Raw genomic sequence first — 19,205 nt, 5'->3', positions numbered from 1 at the left:
ACCTGAAAAATCCCGTAATCCCGCAACCAGATGGAACGGGCGTTCACGGGCTGGACCCGATTTCCCTCGCTTTCCCGAGCAGGTTGCGCCAGTTTTTCTTGCACTCAATGACACGATTGGTCACGAATGGATGATCCGGGCGGGACCTGCATGCGTATATGCTGGCAACCGCCGCTGCCTGGGAAATCTGCTTGATCGATTCGCTCCTGCTCGAAGCTTTCCGCCTCGCGCCTCTGCCCTTCGTCCTGTTGGATCACGACCAGCGCATTGTCTGGATGAACCAGGCCTATCTTGATGTCACCGGACGCGACCCTGGGGACATTCGTGGCCAACGCCTGATGGAGGCCTTTCCGTCCGAACCCGGATCGGAACCGCACACGTTGTTGAGCGGTTCGCTGGCGCGCGTGCTGGAGACGGGCGAACCGGATCTGATCCCGCTCATCCCCTATGCCATTCCGACCTCCGATGGGCAGATGCAGGAGCGGTTCTGGAAAGCCAGCCATACCCCGATCAAGGACGAAAGCGGCCGGGTTACACACATCCTGCAGCAGACCAATGACATTACCCAGCAGGTCCGGGTCGAACAGGCCGCACGGGAAAGCGAGGCGCGCTTCCAGTCGATGGCACAATCCATGCCCAACCATGTCTGGACAGCCTTGCCGGACGGGCAGCTCGACTGGGTCAATGACCGGGTGCAGGAATACACTGGCCGAGTCGCTGCATCGCTGACCGGCTCGGCCTGGGTCGATGTCATCCATCCCGAGGACCAGGAACGCGCGATTGCTGCCTGGGGCCATTCCATCGAGACCGGGGATCCTTACGAAATCGAGTTCCGCGTCCTGCGCCATGATGGCGCGTTCCAGTGGTTTCTCGTCCGGGCTTCGGCCCTGCGCGACGAGAACGATCAGGTCACGCGCTGGATCGGGACCAATACCGATATCGACGCGCGCTATGCCGCCGAAGCGGCGCTGGCGGAACTCAATGCGACGCTGGAAGACCGTGTCGAGGAACGCAGCCAGGAGCTGCAGGACGCCCAGAACCAGTTGCGTCAGGCCCAGAAAATGGAAGCCATCGGCAATCTGGCCGGCGGTGTCGCCCATGATTTCAACAATATCCTGCAGGTCATCAGCGGCAGCCTGCAGACACTGGAAAGCCGGCTGGATGGTGAGTCCGAACCGGCCCGCCTGTTGAAACAGGCCCGCGACGCCGTCGGACGGGGCAAGGCGCTGGCCGCGCAGATGCTGTCCTTTAGCCGCCGGCAGACGCTTGATCCGAAAGTCGTGGACCTGTCGGTACACATACCGTCTATCGAATCCATGTTACGGACCGCGCTCGGTGAAGGTGTGGAGCTGGATATCAGGACCGGGGCGGACCTATGGAATACGCTCATCGATACCGCAAATGTCGAGAACGCCCTGCTCAATCTTGCCATCAATTCGCGGGATGCCATGAAGGGCCAGGGCACGCTGACGATTTCACTCGCCAACCGGACCGTGCGAGCGAAGGACCGTGCGTCACCCAATGGCCTCGCCCCGGGCGATTACGTCGTCGTGTCGGTGGGAGATACCGGTTGCGGCATTGCGCCTGAATTACTGACCAATGTGTTCGAGCCCTTCTTCACGACCAAGGAAAGCGGACGCGGCACCGGGCTGGGCCTGTCGATGGTCTATGGCTTCGTCAAGCAGTCCAACGGCGACATCGCGATCGAGAGCCGCGTTGGCGAGGGCACACGGATCGACCTCTTCCTGCCCCGGTGCGACCGGCCGGCGGAGATGGACGACACCCCGGCCGCTGAGACCGCTGAAGGCGGCCAGGAAACCATCCTCGTTGTCGAGGATGACGACGCGGTCCTGCAAGTGACGCTCACGCTGCTGCGGGAACTGGGTTACCGCACGCTCGAAGCGCGGGATGCGGATACGGCCATCGCCATTATCGAAAGCGGCCAGCCGCTTGATCTGGTGTTCACCGATGTGGTGATGCCGGGACGGCGCAAGAGCACCGATATCGGTGTTGCCGCCGGAAAGCGGACCCCGCCCCTCCCCGTCCTTTTTACCTCGGGATACTCCCATGACGTGATTTCCCGCGACGGACATCTGGACAAGGGCGTCAATCTTCTGGCGAAGCCCTATGACCGGCGGGAGCTGGCCCTGAAAATCAGGGAGACGCTGGCCCGGTCCGGAGCGACCCCCAAATCTGCCGGCCCCGATGTCACCCTGGAAGGCCTGTCGGTTCTCATTTGCGAAGATGAGCCGATCATCGCCATCGGCATGCAGGCGGCCCTGCAACGGGAAGGGTGCCAGGTGCGCATCGCGCGCAGCGGCAAGGCAGCGTGTGACGCGGCCCGGGAACTCGCCGCCGATCTCGCCATTCTCGACTACAATCTGCCCGACATGAAAGGCGCGGAACTGGCCCTGGCCCTGCGCACGACGGCTGCGAAACTGCCTGTCATTTTTGCGACCGGCGATCCCGGAGCTGTCGAGCGGAATGGCGATGGCGCGACGGCGGTCCTCGCCAAGCCGTTCAGCGATGACGAGTTGCTGCGGGCCATCCGGGCCGTTCTCGCCGAGCGCTGACTACCAGCCCCAGCGGACGCCGGCGCGGGCCCCAACCTCGCCGGTCTCGGCTCCGAAACCGATCCCGCCATTGAGGCTGAAGGTTTCGTTGATCCGCGCCGCGCCGGAGAAGGCGAAAGCGTGGGCGTCGTCGTAGAAGCCCCAGTTGGCGGCCAGCGCGAAGCGCTCGTCACTGTCCAGCCCGCCGACACCGGCCATGGCCAGCGCCATGGCGACACCGTCGCGGTTGACCTTGATCTGGTCAGCCTGGCTCCAGACGGTGGTCTGCAGTTCGGAGAAGTCCATGCGCAGCGTGTTCACATCGTCCTGCAGCGCGACAATGGAATCGGTGTTCGCCGCGATGGCCGCGGTATTGGCCGCCATCGTCCCGGTGATGATGGTGCCGGTGCGGTCGCCATAGCCACCATAACCACCGTAGCCGCCTGTACCGCCCGTCCCGCCGGTCCGGCCCGAGCCGATCCCGCCGCCAATGGCCTGGCCCGGTCCGCCGGTCGCCGGCTCACCGCCATCACCGGTGCCGCTTCCGCCTCCGCCAAGATCGGCATAGTCCTCGCCGGAAGACGCAATCGCCGGCTCGCCCATCAGCTCGGCCCGCAGCGCTGCGAACTCGGCGCGCATGGCCTCGATCTGGGCATTCTGGGCAGTAACCTGGGCCCGCAGGGCAGCCACTTCGGCGTTCTGCACGGTATTGTAGGAGTCCGACGCGTCAGGCGCGGTCATCGCGAAGCTCGACATCGCCATGGATTTGAGATTCCCGGAAAGGTCCGAGACGACGACATAGTCCGCACTGCCCACCTGGTTGGCCGGCGAGACGATGCCCGGCATCGTGTAGAAGCTCGTCGACAGCCCCAGGAGGATCTGGTTGGCAAACGTCGTCTGGGCACCATTGCCGATCGCGACCGAGTTCTCGAATCCGGCCTGGGAAAAGGCCCCAAGCGCCATCGAATTGCGGCCCGAGGCCGCACTGGCGACCCCGAACGCGCTCGACTGGTAACCGGAGGCATTGGCCTGCGCGCCGGCTGCTGTCGCGCTGGTATTGGTCGCTTGGGAGTATCCGCCCAAGGCACTGGCCAAGCTGGCACCCGCCGACGCCTGTGTTCCGATTGCTGCTGCGCCCGTGCCCGTGGCTTCCGACTGAAATCCAAAGGCGAGCGCCTGCGCTCCCGAAGCCGTAGACAGCGCCCCGATGGCCGTGCTGCCCTGCGCAGAGGCTTGGGAATTGCCGCCGATAGCCGTGGCAAAATTTGCACCTGACGCGGCATTGACCCCCACCGAAGTCGCCCTCTGGCCAGAAGCGGCCGCATAGCCTCCCAGCGCCGTGGATTCATAGCCCGTTGCGGCTGCAAACGCCCCGTTTGCCGTCGCCCGGGCATCGGTCGCCGTGGCAGCGACGCCTGTCGCGGTTGTCAAATACCCGCTTGCCGCAGCCTGAGCGCCCAGCGCGGTCGCGCTGGTACCGGACGCAGCCGAATACGACCCGACCGATGTCGACAGCACTGTAGATGCGCTCGACTGGGTACCGACGGCGATGGCGCTCTCTGCTGTTGACGATGCCAGAACCCCCAGGGCAACGGAACTGAGGCCCGATGCCGAGGAATTCGTACCCAGTGCGGTCGAGCTCCTGCCCAGGGCTGAAGAAAAGCTGCCAAGAGACAGCGAGTACGCGCCGGTGGCCTCGGCCTCCGTCCCGACGGCAATCGCGGAAGCCATTGTCGAGACCGAATCGGTGCCCAGCGCAATTGTATTCAGGGCCGTCGCCTCCGAATTCGCACCGATGGCAATGGAGCGGGAGCCAGACGCATCGGAGTCGTTGCCGATGGCCAGTGCTTCGTCCGCAGAGGCCCAGGCATCTTCACCCAGCGCCGTCGCGCCGAGAGCGGTCGCAAGCGCGCTCTCACCGACGGCGGTGGAATTCTCACCTGACGCGACGGAGTCCTGACCCAAAGCCGTGGAGTCATTTCCCGTTGCCCGGGCATTCTCGCCGAGCGCAACGGACTCGTCACCGCTTGCGGTGGCGCTGCCACCGATAGCGGTTGCCAGATCTGCCGTGGCAGCGGATTCCGACCCCACCGATGTCGACCCCAAACCGCTGGCCACGGCACCGGTGCCGTCTCCGTCAAAATCGCCGCCCAATGCGGTCGAACCGTTGGCGACGGCTGCCGCGCCAGCACCAATTGCGACCGAAGCGGCAGAATCCGCAACCGAAAACGCGCCGATAGCCACGGTACGGTCCGCACAAGCCGCTGCACCGGTGCCGAACGCCGCAGAAAAATCACCGCATGCACTGGCTGCATCACCGACGACGACGGCCGCTACACCGCCAGCATAAGAATCAGCGCCGATGGCGATAGCATTGTCGGCATCCACTTCTGCGCCGACGCCATCGTCATCCTGGTCACTGCCAATCGCGATAGAGCTGGTATTGGCAGCGGAAGCGCCTTCGCCCAATGCAATGGCATCTATACCCGCAGCACTGGCCGCAGCGCCGGTGGAATTCACCGCGAGGAAATCTGTTACCGCCTCGATATTGTCGATATCGGTGGCGTTGGCAGACGTCACCGTCAGCAGGTTCGCAATGTCGGTATCATTGGACGCAATGTTGGTCGCATTGGTGCCAATATTGGTCGTGTTGGCCGTCACACTACTCTGCAGGGTGAACAGCTGCCCCCCCGTCACCGCGTCATGTGAGCCCGATGCCAGCGTGCCATCCGCGACGTTGACGATTCGGCGCTCGTTTCCGGTCGAGCCGACCGAAACAGTGTTGGCGACATCGGCGACGGAGTTGGCACCAATGGCGACAGCTCCCGCGGCGCTCGCAATTGTGTCAGTCCCCAGTGCGACGGAGCCGCTGCCTGTCGCCTGTGCACCGTCGCTGTTGGCGTCCCCCCCATCGGCGCCGATGGCGATAGCCCCGCTGGCCGTGGCATCAGACAGATTGCCGAGCGCAAGCGCATTGGAAGCCGACGCCGCCGCGCCGAACCCGGCCGCGATGGAGTTTGCCCCCGCTGCATTGGCGGCAAAACCCACGGCAATCGCATTCAGGCCGCCTGCATCGGCTGAATCGCCCAGCGCTACAGCGAAGCTGCCGTCGACGAGGGCACCGCTGCCGAGAGCCACTCCGGAACTGGCCGAAGCCTCAGCCCCATTGCCCACGGCAATGGAATCGGTTGCGCGAGCGCGCGCATCTTCACCCATGGCAATTGCCGAGTCGCCCGATGCGGCAGCGGATTCACCCAGCGCTATCGCCGAGGCCCCGTTTGCTGTCGTGCCCGCGACCGAGCCATCGCAGACTTCGGCCATACCGATGGCGATGGACCCGTCCATGGTCGCGTCGGCGTCACAGCCAATGGCGATGGATTGCGTCCCTGTCCCGGCAGCCCCCGCCCCGAAGGCGACCGCATCGTTCCCCGATGCCAGGGATCCACGCCCGACTGCAACGGTATCGGTCGCCGTGGCACGGGCGTTCTGGCCCAGCGCCGTGGCCCCGCTGCCAGACGCATTGGCCGCTGCCCCGACCGCTGTAGCAGTCGTGGCTGTTCCCGTCGTAGATCCGACACCGCATTCCGTGGAAGCTATGCCCGAGCCTGTTGCGCAACCCGCGCCCGCTCCGGACGGGCTCGCTACGCCAGCGCCCTTTCCTGATACCTCGACGGTGCCGTTTTCACCCGGGATTTGTGGCATCTGCAGGTTCGCCGATTCGGCTCCAATAGTGGCCTGTGACGCCTCGGCGATGGACAGAATATCGGGCAGCCAATCGAAGAATCCGCCCAATGCTGCCTGCCGCCCGGACGCTTCGCCCGTTGCCAGAACCGCTACAATTGCGCCTGCTGCTGCCGACGCCAGCCAATGGGACCGAAGCATCGCGAATACCCCCTGCACCTGTTTTCGTATGCCCGCTGGCGCTCTGACTCGCAGCACGTCTACGAATCGTTCACCCGCGGTGCGAGGCGATCGCAGCTCGCTTTCCGTTAAGATTGTGCGAAGCCAGCCGCAACCGGCCAGTTCCGGCAGAATGCCGCAGCGGGCTTTCAGGCTTGCCCCGTCCGCCCTCCTGCTCTACGGGGACGCCCGCCGCAGCCGCCAAAGAGTGACACCGCCATGAATATCGACGCCATCTCCGTGGGCATTAATCCGCCCGACGATTTCAACATGATCGTCGAGGTTCCGCTCGGCGGCGATCCGGTCAAGTACGAGATGGACAAGGCCTCCGGCGCGGTCTTTGTCGACCGCTTCCTGCACACGCCGATGCGCTATCCGTGCAATTACGGCTTCATTCCGCACACCCTGTCGGACGATGGCGACCCGATTGACGTCCTCTGCCTGGGCTCGACGACGCTGATGCCGGGCTGTGTCGTGCGCGCGCGTCCGATTGGTGTCCTCCTCATGGAGGACGAGAGCGGGCTGGACGAGAAAATCCTCGCCGCGCCGCACCGCGCGCTGACGCCCTACTATGACAATGTGAAGGACTATTCCGACATCCTGCCGGCACAGCTCGCGCGGATCACCCACTTCTTCGAGCACTACAAGGATCTCGAACCGGAAAAATGGGTGAAGGTGAGGGGCTGGGAGGGTGCCGACACGGCCCGCGAGTTGATCGTCAAGGCGATCAAGGCGGCGGCGTAATTCCCAAACTTTCCGTTCGATTACCTTTGGGCGCGTGGCCGTTTCGCGCTATGGTTTCCGGGTGTCTTTCAGCCATCCGGAGCATCGCCCATGCGCACGTCCGTTCTCGCCCTCGCCCTGACCTTGCCGCTCGCCGCGCCGTCGCTGGCGCAGGACTTCGTCTCGGACGCTGAAGGGTCGGTCGGTATCCAGGAATGGACCACGCCCTGGCCGGGCACGCGTCCGCGCGACCCCTTCACCGTCGATGGCGAGCGCGTCTGGTTTGTCGGTCAGGCCGGCGACTATATCGGCTGGCTGGACGTGGATACAGGCGAGTTTGGCCGCGCCGATCTGCAGCCCGGTGACGGGCCACACAACCAGATTGTCGGGCCGGACGGCATGATCTGGTATGCCGGCAACCGGTCCGCCCATATCGGCCGCTATGATCCCGAATCCGGCCAGTTCCTTCGCGTTGACATGCCCAATGGCGTGCCGCGCGATCCGCACACGCTGATCTTTGACGCGGCGGGCGAGAATATCTGGTTCACCGCGCAGGGGGGCAACAGGATCGGCCGGCTGGAAATGGGCACCTGGGAGCTCGATATTTTCGACGTTCCGACCGAAGGCGCACGGCCCTATGGCATCACGATCACGCCGGACGGGCGGGTCTGGGTGGCTCTGCTGGGCACCAACAAGCTGGCCATGATCGATCCCGAGACGATGCAGCTGACCGAATATGTCCTGCCGCGCGAGGGCACTCGCCCGCGCCGGATTGGCCACACGAGTGATGGCCTTGTCTGGTATGTGGACTATGCGGAAGGCTATCTCGGTGCGCTGTCGCCCGAAACGGGCGGTGTCGAGGAATGGCGCGCGCCGTCGGCCGAAGAGAGTTATCCTTATGCCATGGCGGTCGACGGCATGGACCGGATCTGGTTCGTCGAGACCGGGCCGGAGGTGAACAATTTCGTCGGCTTTGATCCGGCGACCGAGACCTTCTTCTCGCAGACACCGGTTCCATCAGGCGGCAGCGTTGTGCGGCACATGCAGTATTATGCGCCGATGAACGAGATCTGGTTCGGGGCCGATACCAACACGATCGGCCGGGCCATCCTGCCGGGAGCGGAAGACTAGGCGGCGTTACCCCGGTCTCCGGCCAGCCAGTCGCGAGCCGCATCCAGCGTGGCGAAACGCTCGACTTCGACCATGCCCGCGCCGAGGTAGTCTGCGACATGGTCGAAGTGGGCCGCCTGGTTGTCGTTGACGATGATCGCGACGATCAGGCTGGAATGCACCGCGTTGAGGAGCCGGTCGAGGATGATCGTCGTGCTCTCAACGGGCACGGCGATGTCCGATCTCGACATGTCCACGATCAGCCGGTTGCTGTCATTCGCGGCGAGCTGGGAAATGATCACCCGGATCGCATCGGACATGGAATCGCGTGTGACCTCGGGGCCTGACACGGAGATGACGGCGCGCACATCGCTGTCGAAGGTAATGGTGGCTGGCATGAAACACGCGCCTGCTGGCTGCCGATAGGAATGCTGCGCGTAACGTAACTGAACCGGACATCACAAGCACGCCCGCTGCGATTGACCTGGGCAATTGCAGTCGCGATCACGCATTGACCGCCGGTCTATCGCCAGCCTTGAATGGCCTGGAAACAGATTTCAAAGGGGAAGTCCATGACCAAGCGTGCCGATCACATCTGGATGGATGGAAGTTTGCGCCGTTGGGAGGACGCCACCGTCCATGTGATGAGCCACGCTCTGCATTACGGATCTTCGGTGTTCGAAGGCATCCGTGTGTACGAGACACCCGATGGCCCTGCCGTCTTCCGTCTGGAAGATCATATCGCGCGCCTGTTCAAATCGGCCCGGCTCTACAGGATCGAATGGCCCTACACCCAGGAGGAACTCGTTGAAGCCTGCCGCGAGACGGTTCGTGCCAATGGCATCAAGTGCGGTTATATCCGCCCCCTTGCCTTCCGCGGCGCAGGACCAATCGGCGTTTGTGCCCGCGATACGCCAATTCACGTGATTATCGCCGCGTTTCCCTGGGGGGTATATCTGGGCGATGGGGCACTGGAAAACGGCGTGGATGTCTGCGTTTCGTCCTGGAACCGGCTCGCTCCGAACACGGTTCCGCCCGGAATGAAGGCGGGCGGAAATTATTTGTCTTCCATTCTGATTGGCTATGAGGCCAAGGATCGCGGTTTTCACGAGGGGATTGGCCTCGGGCGTGACGGCCTCCTCAGCGAAGGGTCGGGCGAAAACCTGTTCCTCGTCGAGGATGGCGTCATCCGCACCCCGCCCGGTGCGGCCTCGATTCTGAAGGGAATCACGCGCGATACCGCCATCAAGCTGCTCGCCGATCTCGGCCACGCGGTGATTGAACAGCCCCTGCCGCGAGAAGCGCTCTATACGTGTGACGAAGCTTTCTTCACGGGCACTGCGGTCGAGATCACGCCGATCCGGTCCATTGACGGCTTTACGGTAGGGAACGGGGAACGCCCCGTGACCCGGGCCGTGCAGAAAGCCTTCTTTGGCCTCTTCGACGGGTCGACACCGGACTCGCAGGGCTGGCTCAACCACATCGGCTGACCGGCATTCAGCGCGGCTTGGCTCGCGCCATCCGGTCGTTGAAGGATTCGTGTTCCAGCGCCTGGTCCATACGGGCCAGCACGTCCCAGACGTCACACCCCAATTCGTCGAACAGATCGGCGAATGCTGCCGTCGCTTCCTGTTCCAGGCGTTCCAGCTTGGCGAACTCACGCCTGCCCAGGGCCGTCAGCGATTCGATCTGGCGGCGGCGATCCTCGGGATCCCGGCGCGAACAGACAATGCCCGCCTTGCGCAGTTGCGCCAGTTTCTGACCAGCGAGCTGGGGAGACTGACCAAGCGCTTCAGCAATTTCCTTGCCCGTTCCGCCGTCATTCCGGGCCAGCCAGGCGACAATCGAATTGCTTCGGGCTGGCCAAGGAATCCCGTGCATTTGCGCGTATTGATCTCCTGCGGCATTCAGCCTGCTGGCTACGCGGCGCAACAGAACCGGAAGGTATGCAGGCGCCGACCGGTCAAAGATGCTGTCATTGTCGGCCATAATTTTCCGCGCTCTCCGATTGACCCCTCGCCGGGTTGTGCGCATTTTCAAGGACATGCCCGAACTTCTCAACCTCCGCGAACGGATCGGCGAAACATTCACCTCCGACTGGATGGAGATCGATCAGGCACGCGTCGACACCTTTGCCGACACGACGCTGGATCACAACTTCATTCATGTCGATGTCGAACGCTCGAAACGGGAGACGCCGTTTGGCGGCACGATTGCCCACGGTTTCCTGAGCCTGTCGCTGCTCTCGCATTTTGGCGAGCAGTGCCTGCCGCCCTTCCCGGAAGGCGCTGTGCCGATCAATTACGGTTTTGACCGGCTGCGTTTTGCCGCGCCCGTTCCTGTCGGTTCGCGCATCCGGGGCTGCTTTACCTTCGCCGATGTCGAACAGCGCAAGCGCGGGCAATACCTGATGCGGATGGATGCGGCAGTGGAAATCGAGGGCAGCGAGCGCCCTGCCCTGCGCGCCGAATGGCTGACGCTCCTGCTCTTTCCCTAGGTCTCGGCGAGCGTACCGGCGCGGCTTTCCAGCTCCGCCAGCATCCCCATGAAGCGGGCAATTTCGCTTTTGCCAAACCCGTCCAGAAGATCGCGTTCCAGCTTCAGGGCGGCGGGTGCGATGTCGTCATACATTGCGCGCCCCGGCGGCGTCAGCCGGATCATGGCCGAGCGTCCATCCGAGTGGTGACGGCTGCGGGCAACATGGCCCTTGCCGGCCAGAGACCGTACGGCGCGCGACACGGTGACCTTGTCCATGGCCGTGGCCTCGACGAGGCCTTGCGCGGTCTGCGGCTCGGCCTCGCCCAGGACGGCGACCACGCGCCATTCCCAGATCGTCAGGCCGAACCGGTCCTGGTAGGCGCGGGCGATGAGCCCGCTGACCTGGTTGGACGCCACGCTGAGCCGGTAGGGCAGGTAGTCCGGCAGGCTGAGCCGGGCCTTCGTTTCGGTCGCGTCAGGCATCCTGCGCGTCGAGCACGCCGCGGCGGATCTGGTCGAGCTCGATGGATTCGAAGAGCGCCTTGAAATTGCCTTCACCGAAGCCCTCATTGCCCTTGCGCTGGATGATCTCGAAGAAGACCGGACCAATCACGGTGACGGTGAAAATCTGCAGCAGGAGACCCTGCTTGTTCTCCAGATCGCCGTCGAGAAGTATGCGGCGCTTTTGCAGTTCCTCGACCGGTTCGCCATGGCCCGGCACGCGCGCGTCGATCAGCTCGTAATAGGTTTCCGGCGTGTCCTGGAACACCGTGCCATTGGCGCGCAGCGCATCGACCGTCTCGTAGATATTCTCGGTGGTCAGGGCGATGTGCTGGATGCCTTCGCCATTATATTCCTTGAGGAATTCGGCGATCTGGGACTTGTCGTCCTGGCTCTCGTTGAGCGGAATGCGCAGCTTGCCGCACGGACCGGTCATGGCCTTCGAGAACAGGCCGGTATGCTTGCCGGCGATGTCGAAATAGCGGATTTCGCGGAAGTTGAAGATGCGCTCGTAGAAGTCCGCCCAGACCTTCATCTGGCCCTGGTGAACATTGTGAGTCAGGTGATCGAGAATCTGCAGGCCAACCCCGCCAGTGTCGGTTTCGCCGGTCGGTTCGAAGGCGTCGTCGTAGATGGTCTCGTCACCATATTTATCGACGAAATAGAGGACGGACCCGCCAATACCCTTGATCGCGGGGATGGTGTCAGTATCGGTCCAGACCCCCTCGCCATAGGGTTCCGCGCCGCGTTCCAGCGCCATCTTGTAGGCTTTCTTCGCGTCCTTGACGCGGAAGGCCATGGCATTGGCGGACGGACCGTGGACCTTGCGGAAATCGGCGGCCTGACCGGTCTGCTCATTGTTCAGGAGGAAGTTGATATCGCCCTGCTTGAAGCGGACGATGTCCTTCGTCTTGTGCCGGGCGACGGGGGTGAAGCCGAGCCGCTTGAACAGGGCCGCCAGGGCTTCGGCGTCCGGGCCGGTATATTCCACAAACTCGAAACCGTCGGTGCCGAGCGGGTTCTCGAATTGATCGGCCATGGTGTCGTCTCCTTCACGTATCTTCGTGGTCGCTTTCGGGCCGGCGCGGTTCCCTGGCAGGGTGCGGCGCGGCAGGCGGGCGCTCCGGCCCGTTCAAGCGAGGGATGCCGGAAAATAGTATCATTTGCAACTAAATTGTCCGCTCGACGGGGTTTGCCCGCCGCGTTATGCGGGAGCCCATGACACCTGTCTTTACCCCGCCCGCCCCCGTGCTCGTGCCGATCAAGGGCTCCCAAAGCGCCTTTCCCGTGCGCCGTATTTTCTGTGTGGGACGGAATTATTCCGACCACGTCAAGGAAATGGGCGGAGACCCGGCCAAAGCGGCCCCTGTGTTCTTCATGAAGCCGGCCGAGGCGGTCGTGGCCTCCGGCACGGCCATCGCTTTCCCGCCAGAGACGTCCGACCTGCATCACGAGGTGGAGCTGGTCGTGGCCATTGGCTCCGATGGCGCTGTTTTCGGTTCTGCGGTCGGGGTCGACCTGACGCGGCGAGACCTGCAGGCCGCCGCCAAGTCGGCGGGCAGTCCGTGGGAGGCGGCAAAGGCCTTTCCCCGCTCTGCCCCGGTTGGGGTGATCACGCCAGGCCCCGCGCCGGCGGCCGGGACAATCGAGCTTTCGGTCAATGACGAGACCCGCCAGCGTGCGGATCTCTCCGACATGACGCGCGGACTGGATGACCTCCTGGTCCAGCTCGCCCGCTTTTTTGAGCCCCTGCCCGGGGACCTGGTCTTCACCGGCACACCGGCCGGCGTGGGGCCGCTCCACCCCGGCGACCGGGTCAATGCCCGCATCGCCGGTCTGGACCCCCTTACGTTTTCCATCGCACCGCAGGAGGCCTGACATGGCCCTGACACTTTACGGATACTGGCGATCAAGCGCGGCCTACCGGCTGCGCATCGCGCTCAATCTGAAAGACGTCGCCTACACGCAGAAACCGGTCAATCTGAAGGACGGGGTGCAACGCTCCGAGGCACACCGGGACATTCATCCGCAAGGCTTCGTCCCGGCGCTGGCCGATGACGACGGCGTGCTGATCCAGTCACCGGCTATCCTGGAATGGATCGAGGAAACCTGGCCCGAACCGGCGCTTCTGCCGGCAACGCCGCGCGAACGCGCGTTGGTGCGGGCCTATGGCGCAGTCATCGGCTGTGACATTCACCCGGTCCAGAATTTGCGCATCCTGAACTATATCCGCGCCGAGCACGGGCAGGACAATGACGGCGTGACGGCGTGGTGCCAGCGCTGGATCATGGACGGGTTTGCCGCGCTGGAACGCATGGCCGCACGAGACGCCCTGCCTGGATCCTATCTATGCGGTGAGGCACCCAGCCTCGCCGACATCTATCTGGTGCCGCAGGCTTACAATGCCCGCCGCTTCGGCGTCGACATGAGCGCCTATCCCCGGCTGATGGCCGCCGACGCGACCGCGCGCGAGCACCCGGCCTTTATCGCCGCTGAACCGGAGCGCCAACCCGACGCTCCGGAAGACGGACACTAGACGTCAGGCCGGTGTCGGTGGCGGCGCTTCAGAGCCCTTGCGCTTCAACATGGGCTGAAGCTTCCAGTAGGTCAGCGAACGCCATACCCACTCCATCGGTCCGAAACGGAACCAGCTGAGCCAGAGCGGCGAAATGATCAGCTGTGCGATCCAGACCGCGACGACAATCTGGAACTGGCCGACCCGTTCGACCGTGCCAAAGAGGCCCAGCCCGGGCGTTCCGACGAAGATGAACGTCATCACCAGCGTGTGGGTGAGATAGTTGGTGAAGGCCATGCGCCCAACCGCAGCGAGCGGCTTCAGCAGCAGGTTCAGGAAGCCCAGCTTGCACACGAGCATGATCAGCGCAGCGTATCCGAAGGCAATCATAAGCGACGTGAAATAGTTGATCGTCTCGCCGATCCACATCTGATCGACCGCGAAACCGGTTTCGAGGTGATGGTGAGCGGCCCACCAGGTCACGGGAAGACCGATGCCGAGCATCACGACAGCCGTTCCGAGATAGGCGGCAAACGACCAGCGCAGCGTGAGGAAGCCCCATTTGTAAAGGGCCATGCCGAGGAACATCACGCCGGCGAGGCGCGGTGCAAACCCGGTGATCTGCGCAATTTCTGCGATGGCTGTCAGGCTGGCATTGGCCGGCAGGCGCGCCATGAAGCTTTCGCGATAGACCTGCTCGGTTTCCGCAACCATTTCCGGCGTAGGCGTCATCCACTGCTGGAGCTGTTCGGGCGGCATGTACTGCATGAAATAGAAATTCAGCCACATCAGCAGGCCGGCGATGACGATGAAGATCGACCCCATGATGGTCAGGCCCATCGGCTTCATCCGGCGCGCCAGAACGACCAGCATCCCCATGATGGCGTAGGGCACGAGGATGTCGCCAAACCAGAACACCCAGGCGTGAACGAGGCCAATGACCAGCAGCCAGGCCATGCGCCGGTAGTGGACACCGAGATTGGCGGTCTTGTCCTCACCCAGCATCAGGATGATGCCCGCCCCGAACAGGGCAGAGAAAATGGTGATGAATTTCATGTGGAAGAAGACGTTTCCGATGAGCCAGACTGTCTCGTTCGCGCCGGTCAGGTCCATATGGGCGGGCGGCCAGGTATAGGCAGCAAAGACCATCGCAAAGGCCTGGACATTCATCATCAGAATGCCAAGCACGGCGAGTCCGCGCAGCGTGTCGATACTCGCAAAGCGATCTGATTTCGGCTGAGCCATGATGCCGCAATCCCCTCTTGTCCCTCTCGGGCTGCAATCCTGACGGTTTCGGGACCGAGCGCAAGACTTACCAAGATTTCATGCGCGATTTGGCAATTGCCGGTTGCGGTCCCTTGCCGCGCAGATGCATAGACACGGGGGGTCTGCACGTACTCAGACGGTGAGGGATGTCATGCTTCAGGCACTGGCCATTGCAATTGAGTGGATCGCCCTGGCGGGGCTGACCCTGCTCGGCATTGGCTACGAGCCGGCCCAGGATGCCTGCGCGGCCCTGGAAGCCGAAGCGCTGCCCATCGAATATGTCGGACCGCAAGGGACTGCGGCGGCGCTTTATCGCGATGCCAGCTGGCATGTCGCGGACCCCGCGGCCTGCGACACGGCCACACAGCCGGAATTCCTGGTTCCAGCCGAGGACGAGATCATCCTGATCCGCATCTGAATGCGGGGAGTGTATCCGGCTTCGATTTCTGCATAAGCTGGCGTATGACGAGAGGGTGATCCCGCAAAGCGGCCACCCGCGCGCACCCGTCCGCTTCGAGCGGGACCGGAACAGGCAGAAGTTGACGCATCCATGCAGCAATCAGACGACACACGCACACGAGACGACGCATCCATCGCGCTGAGCGATCCCGATGACGGGACGCCACCGGCGCATTTGCGCGATACAGCCCTTCCGCAGGTTCCACCTGCTCCGAAGCGATCGGGAATTGCCTGGGCCGGGATCGTCATGGCGCTTTTGTGGGTGGGGGGCGCGGCGGCCTATATCATCGGCTACGCTGGCATCGACTTCTCGTCCAACCCGTTTGAAAGCCTGACCCCGGCCCAGTTGGCCGGCCTGTCGGTTTTTGCCATTGCGCCCGCCCTCCTGATCCTGATGACCGGGTTCCTGGGCCGCGAACTGGCGCGCGCGGTGGACCGTACGCGCGGTATCGACACCGCCATTGCCCGCCTCTCGGTCCCGGCCGACGCCGCCGAGCGTGAAGTCCGTACCCTGGCCCAGGCGGTGACTGGCGAGGTCGACCGCATCAATGCCGCACTGGAAAGCGCACTGGCCCGCCTTGCGGCGATGGAAGAAGTGATCGCCCACCATGCGGACACGCTGGAGCGGTCCGCCGGTGACGCCCGCGACCGTGCCGAGACACTGTTGAAAGGCCTGCGCGAGGAACGCGAGAAACTGGGGGCGGTCTCGGAATCGCTCGATGACAAGGCGGCGCTGATTGCCGCTGCGATCTCCGAGCAGTCGGAAATGGTCGCGGCCGCTGCCGACCTCGCCCACCGCCAGGCCGGGGACAGCGAGAAACGCATCCTCGCCGGGGCGGACCGCCTCGCCGAAGCCGGGGCCGTCGTCCTGGAAGGCAGCGAACGCGCCGCTGCGTCGATGACCGAGCAAAGCGACCGGATGACCGAACTGACGCTGGCCATGAAGGAGCGCTCCGATGCGCTGGACGCCGCTTACCTGCGCCATCGCGACCGGTTGAAGGATGCCTCTGAAGCCCTGCGCAAGGAGCAGGAGAAGATCGCCGCTGCGCTCGACTTCCACCGTGCCGAACTCGAAGTCATGTCACGCACGGCCCGCGAAGGCGCGGAATCGCTCAATTCCGCGGCTCATGAAGGCGCTGATGCGTTCAAGGACACGGTCGAGACCGCGCTGGAACGCGCCCGCTCGATGTCCGGCCTGATCAAGTCCGAGACCGACAACGCCGCCCAGTCCCACCAGTCCGCGCTTGCCAGCCTGAAAAAGGCGGCCGAAGAAGCCCGTGCGGCGTCGGCGTCGGCGGCCGAAGCCTTCGAGGAACAGACACGACTGGTCGCCGAACAGGTCGAGACGCTCAACGAAAAAGCCTTCGGGGCCGCTCAGCGCGCCGACGAGAATTTCAAGGCCCGGCTTTCAGACGCCGAGAAGCTGACCGCCCAAGCGGCTACCGCCGCTGACGCGGCCAGCGATGCGGTCCGGACCCGTCTGGAAGGCGTTCTGGCCGCAGCCCGGCGCGAAACCGAAACGGTCGAGCGCGAGATCGAGAACCTGACCGCGAAACTGTCCACCCTGCCTGACACGGCACGGGAGCGAGCGCGCGAAACCGCCGATGCGCTCCGGCGCGGACTGGAAGGCCTCAATGCTGCGGCCCTCACCGCCGCCGAGGAAGCCCAGGAAATCGACGCCGCCTTCCAGGCCCGCATCCGCCAGAATTACGAACTCCTCAGCGATTTCATGCTGCGCATGGGGTCGGTCGCCGGTGGACGCCGCGCCCTCGACCTCGGCGTCAACGAAGTCCCGGATCCGCTGCCCCGCCGCCCGGCGACACCAAAAGCCGAAAGCGAACCTGAGCCGCGCTCGGAACAACCGGCATCCGACGACGACGGCGACCGTCCAGCAAGCGAAGAAGATACGGCCGCTCCGCGCCGCGAAGCGGTCGCCTTCCCCGAACGCGGACGGGCCACGGATCCCGGTTGGCGCTGGAAGGATTTGCTGGCCTCGATGAATCCCGGCGAGAGCGAGGACGTGCCCGAACGCCGCTCGGCCAGTGAGGCAGAGAGCGAGTCCGACGACAACAAGGAACGCGGGAAGACGCGCTAGCCTGCAGCCTCTTCCTCTGCTGCCATAGTCGCAAGTTCGGCCTGGTCAGCCTCGATCCGGGCCGAGGCCCAGGAGGCAATCTCGGCTGCCGTTTCCTGCGCTGCCGCGTCATAGGCCGCAACGATCTCACCGATCCGGTTATCCATCGCCTGCGCCTGCGCCCCTGCGGCATAAACACCGATCAGGCGGCGGCCATCCAGCCGGACCAGTCGCACCCGCATGCGGATAACCGCCGTCGGAGCGGCATCCTCGCCATTGCGATAAACTGCCTCGAACGCCCGCACTTCAGTGTTGATCTCGTATTCGGCCTCGACCCCGTCCTCGGGACGCGCGGCCGCCAGATCGACCTCGAAGGCATCAATCGATTCCACGATCAGGTCCTGCATCAGGCGCGGGACCGGCGCGATCCATTTCGCGCCTTCGATAAAGGCCAGTTCGCCGCGTTCCAGCGAGATCGCGATGTCGTCACTCGACAGGGCGCGCGGCGTGAGCGGCACGCCGACGCTGACAATGGTCTGGTCGGTGGTGAAATCACCCGATGGTTCGGGTGCCGACAGGCGGTAGACGGCAGCCGGTTCGGCCTGCGGGATCAGGTTCACACACCCGCCCAGCGTCAGGGCGGCTGCAGCCATCAGGACAGTGCGACGGATCATCGGGGTACCTCCACCGTGCGGCGCGGTTCGCCGGATATGAAGCCGGACGGGTTATCTTCCAGGTCAATCGCGATGCGTTCCATGGTCGCGATCAGGCGGCGCAAATCATTGGCCGCCAGGGTCAAATCGGTCAGGCCGTCCTCGGAAAAGCGCTCGACCTGCGGGCGGATGGTCTCAAGCAGTTCGGCGGCCTGGGTGCTCGCAACCTGCAGATCGATGGCGGCTTGCGCGGTTTCGCGCGTGGCGCGCCCGAGATCGCCCTCGATCAGCATCGAAGAGTCTTCACCGAATTGCTGGAGTGCGACCGCGGCGGCGGAAATATCGCGACCGGTCTGGTTGAGCGTGGCGATGGCCTCACTCAGCTCGTCGATCAGCCTGTCATCCTCGGCCAGGCTGTTGGTCAGCGTGTTGAGGTTTTCCAGCGTCTCGGCAAACTCCTGCAGGTTTTCCTCATTGAGGAGGGCGGATATACGAATGAGGGCCCGGTTTGCCGCTTCGAGCACGTCCTCACCGCCCTGGAACAGGCTGTCGAGCTGGGCCGGTACGGCATATATGCGCGGGGGCGGGCGTCCGGCGGGACTGTAAAGCCGCTGGGATTCCGGCGAACCGCCCGTGATCTGGATATAGGCCAGACCGGTCAGCCCCTGGGGCTCGAGCTGGGCGCTGGAATCCACGCGGACAGGCGTGGTGGCAGCGACACGCACCCGGGCAATGACGCGGTTGGGGTTCTGGGTATCGAGCTCGATCGAGGTCACTTCACCCACCGGAATACCGTTGAAGCGCACCTCGCCGGTCTCGCGAAGGCCGCGCACCGGTCCGTCAAAGACGATGTCGTAGTCCGCGTACTGGGTGTTTCCGGAATAGGCGCTGAGCCAGAGGATGAAGAATCCGCCGGCGGCGACGAGAAACATCGCAAAGAAGCCGACCAGGGCGTGATGGGCCTTTGTTTCCAT

17 protein-coding genes are annotated in these 19,205 nt (G+C 64.0%); 9 read left to right on the top strand and 8 right to left on the bottom strand.

Annotated elements, in window-relative coordinates:
- Window positions 1–191 precede the first annotated feature (191 nt).
- Window positions 192–2,573, top strand: coding sequence for a response regulator (locus V0U35_RS09940; protein WP_330196558.1), 2,382 nt, complete (start codon window positions 192–194; stop codon window positions 2,571–2,573).
- Here V0U35_RS09940 and V0U35_RS09935 read toward each other — a convergent pair whose 3' ends face one another.
- Entirely contained in the window at window positions 2,574–6,434 is a 3,861-nt protein-coding gene (locus tag V0U35_RS09935; RefSeq protein ID WP_330196557.1) for a YadA-like family protein, read from the bottom strand. It abuts the gene before it with no gap.
- Between the two features lie 237 nt (window positions 6,435–6,671).
- On the opposite strand from V0U35_RS09935, the gene ppa reads away from it, so the two are divergent.
- Window positions 6,672–7,196 (top strand): inorganic diphosphatase, encoded by a 525-nt coding sequence (ppa, locus tag V0U35_RS09930; protein WP_330196556.1) that lies wholly within the window; start codon window positions 6,672–6,674, stop codon window positions 7,194–7,196.
- Between the two features lie 90 nt (window positions 7,197–7,286).
- A complete protein-coding gene (locus V0U35_RS09925) occupies window positions 7,287–8,306 on the top strand; it encodes a Vgb family protein (RefSeq protein ID WP_330196555.1) in 1,020 nt (339 codons plus the stop codon).
- Here V0U35_RS09925 and V0U35_RS09920 read toward each other — a convergent pair.
- Window positions 8,303–8,683, bottom strand: a complete 381-nt coding sequence (locus V0U35_RS09920; protein ID WP_330196554.1) for a SpoIIAA family protein — start codon at window positions 8,681–8,683, stop codon at window positions 8,303–8,305. The two genes, V0U35_RS09925 and V0U35_RS09920, sit on opposite strands and share 4 nt — an antisense overlap.
- Window positions 8,684–8,839: 156 nt before the next feature.
- On the opposite strand from V0U35_RS09920, the gene V0U35_RS09915 reads away from it, so the two are divergent.
- Window positions 8,840–9,775 carry a branched-chain amino acid transaminase gene (locus V0U35_RS09915; protein ID WP_373696404.1) on the top strand — a complete coding sequence of 312 codons (936 nt, stop codon included), beginning with the start codon at window positions 8,840–8,842 and terminating at the stop codon, window positions 9,773–9,775.
- 7 nt (window positions 9,776–9,782) lie between these two features.
- Here the strand turns inward: V0U35_RS09915 and V0U35_RS09910 are convergent, their stop codons facing one another.
- Window positions 9,783–10,166 (bottom strand): MarR family winged helix-turn-helix transcriptional regulator, encoded by a 384-nt coding sequence (locus V0U35_RS09910; RefSeq protein ID WP_330196552.1) that lies wholly within the window; start codon window positions 10,164–10,166, stop codon window positions 9,783–9,785.
- Between the two features lie 163 nt (window positions 10,167–10,329).
- Here V0U35_RS09910 and V0U35_RS09905 point away from each other — a divergent pair, with 163 nt between their 5' ends.
- A complete protein-coding gene (locus V0U35_RS09905; RefSeq protein ID WP_330196551.1) occupies window positions 10,330–10,782 on the top strand; it encodes a MaoC family dehydratase in 453 nt (150 codons plus the stop codon).
- Here V0U35_RS09905 and V0U35_RS09900 read toward each other — a convergent pair.
- Window positions 10,779–11,246, bottom strand: coding sequence for a MarR family winged helix-turn-helix transcriptional regulator (locus tag V0U35_RS09900; protein ID WP_330196550.1), 468 nt, complete (start codon window positions 11,244–11,246; stop codon window positions 10,779–10,781). The two genes, V0U35_RS09905 and V0U35_RS09900, sit on opposite strands and share 4 nt — an antisense overlap.
- A complete protein-coding gene (hppD, locus tag V0U35_RS09895; protein WP_330196549.1) occupies window positions 11,239–12,303 on the bottom strand; it encodes a 4-hydroxyphenylpyruvate dioxygenase in 1,065 nt (354 codons plus the stop codon). Before hppD ends, V0U35_RS09900 begins: the two co-directional genes overlap by 8 nt.
- A 179-nt stretch (window positions 12,304–12,482) precedes the next feature.
- Here hppD and V0U35_RS09890 point away from each other — a divergent pair, with 179 nt between their 5' ends.
- Window positions 12,483–13,142, top strand: a complete 660-nt coding sequence (locus V0U35_RS09890) for a fumarylacetoacetate hydrolase family protein (protein WP_330196548.1) — start codon at window positions 12,483–12,485, stop codon at window positions 13,140–13,142.
- Between the two features lies 1 nt (window position 13,143).
- Window positions 13,144–13,800, top strand: a complete 657-nt coding sequence (maiA, locus tag V0U35_RS09885; protein WP_330196547.1) for a maleylacetoacetate isomerase — start codon at window positions 13,144–13,146, stop codon at window positions 13,798–13,800.
- Between the two features lie 3 nt (window positions 13,801–13,803).
- Here maiA and V0U35_RS09880 read toward each other — a convergent pair whose 3' ends face one another.
- Window positions 13,804–15,024 (bottom strand): DUF418 domain-containing protein, encoded by a 1,221-nt coding sequence (locus V0U35_RS09880; RefSeq protein WP_330196546.1) that lies wholly within the window; start codon window positions 15,022–15,024, stop codon window positions 13,804–13,806.
- Between the two features lie 172 nt (window positions 15,025–15,196).
- On the opposite strand from V0U35_RS09880, the gene V0U35_RS09875 reads away from it, so the two are divergent.
- Both V0U35_RS09875 and V0U35_RS09870 read left to right on the top strand, forming a co-directional pair.
- Window positions 15,197–15,463 carry a hypothetical protein gene (locus V0U35_RS09875; RefSeq protein WP_330196545.1) on the top strand — a complete coding sequence of 89 codons (267 nt, stop codon included), beginning with the start codon at window positions 15,197–15,199 and terminating at the stop codon, window positions 15,461–15,463.
- Between the two features lie 132 nt (window positions 15,464–15,595).
- The gene (locus tag V0U35_RS09870; protein ID WP_330196544.1) at window positions 15,596–17,599 is read left to right on the top strand and encodes a coiled-coil domain-containing protein; all 2,004 of its coding nucleotides are present in this window, start codon (window positions 15,596–15,598) and stop codon (window positions 17,597–17,599) included.
- On the opposite strand, the gene V0U35_RS09865 is transcribed toward V0U35_RS09870, so the two are convergent.
- Together V0U35_RS09865 and V0U35_RS09860 are read right to left on the bottom strand one after the other, a co-directional pair.
- Window positions 17,596–18,252 carry an ABC-type transport auxiliary lipoprotein family protein gene (locus V0U35_RS09865; RefSeq protein WP_330196543.1) on the bottom strand — a complete coding sequence of 219 codons (657 nt, stop codon included), beginning with the start codon at window positions 18,250–18,252 and terminating at the stop codon, window positions 17,596–17,598. The two genes, V0U35_RS09870 and V0U35_RS09865, sit on opposite strands and share 4 nt — an antisense overlap.
- Window positions 18,249–19,205, bottom strand: a complete 957-nt coding sequence (locus V0U35_RS09860; RefSeq protein ID WP_330196542.1) for an MlaD family protein — start codon at window positions 19,203–19,205, stop codon at window positions 18,249–18,251. Before V0U35_RS09860 ends, V0U35_RS09865 begins: the two co-directional genes overlap by 4 nt.

Origin of the sequence: Hyphobacterium marinum, assembly GCF_036330325.1 — a bacterium.
Classification (GTDB): Bacteria; Pseudomonadota; Alphaproteobacteria; order Caulobacterales; family Maricaulaceae; genus Hyphobacterium; species Hyphobacterium marinum.
Note: the sequence above shows the minus strand (reverse complement) of the source record. Positions and strands in the feature narration are given on the sequence as shown.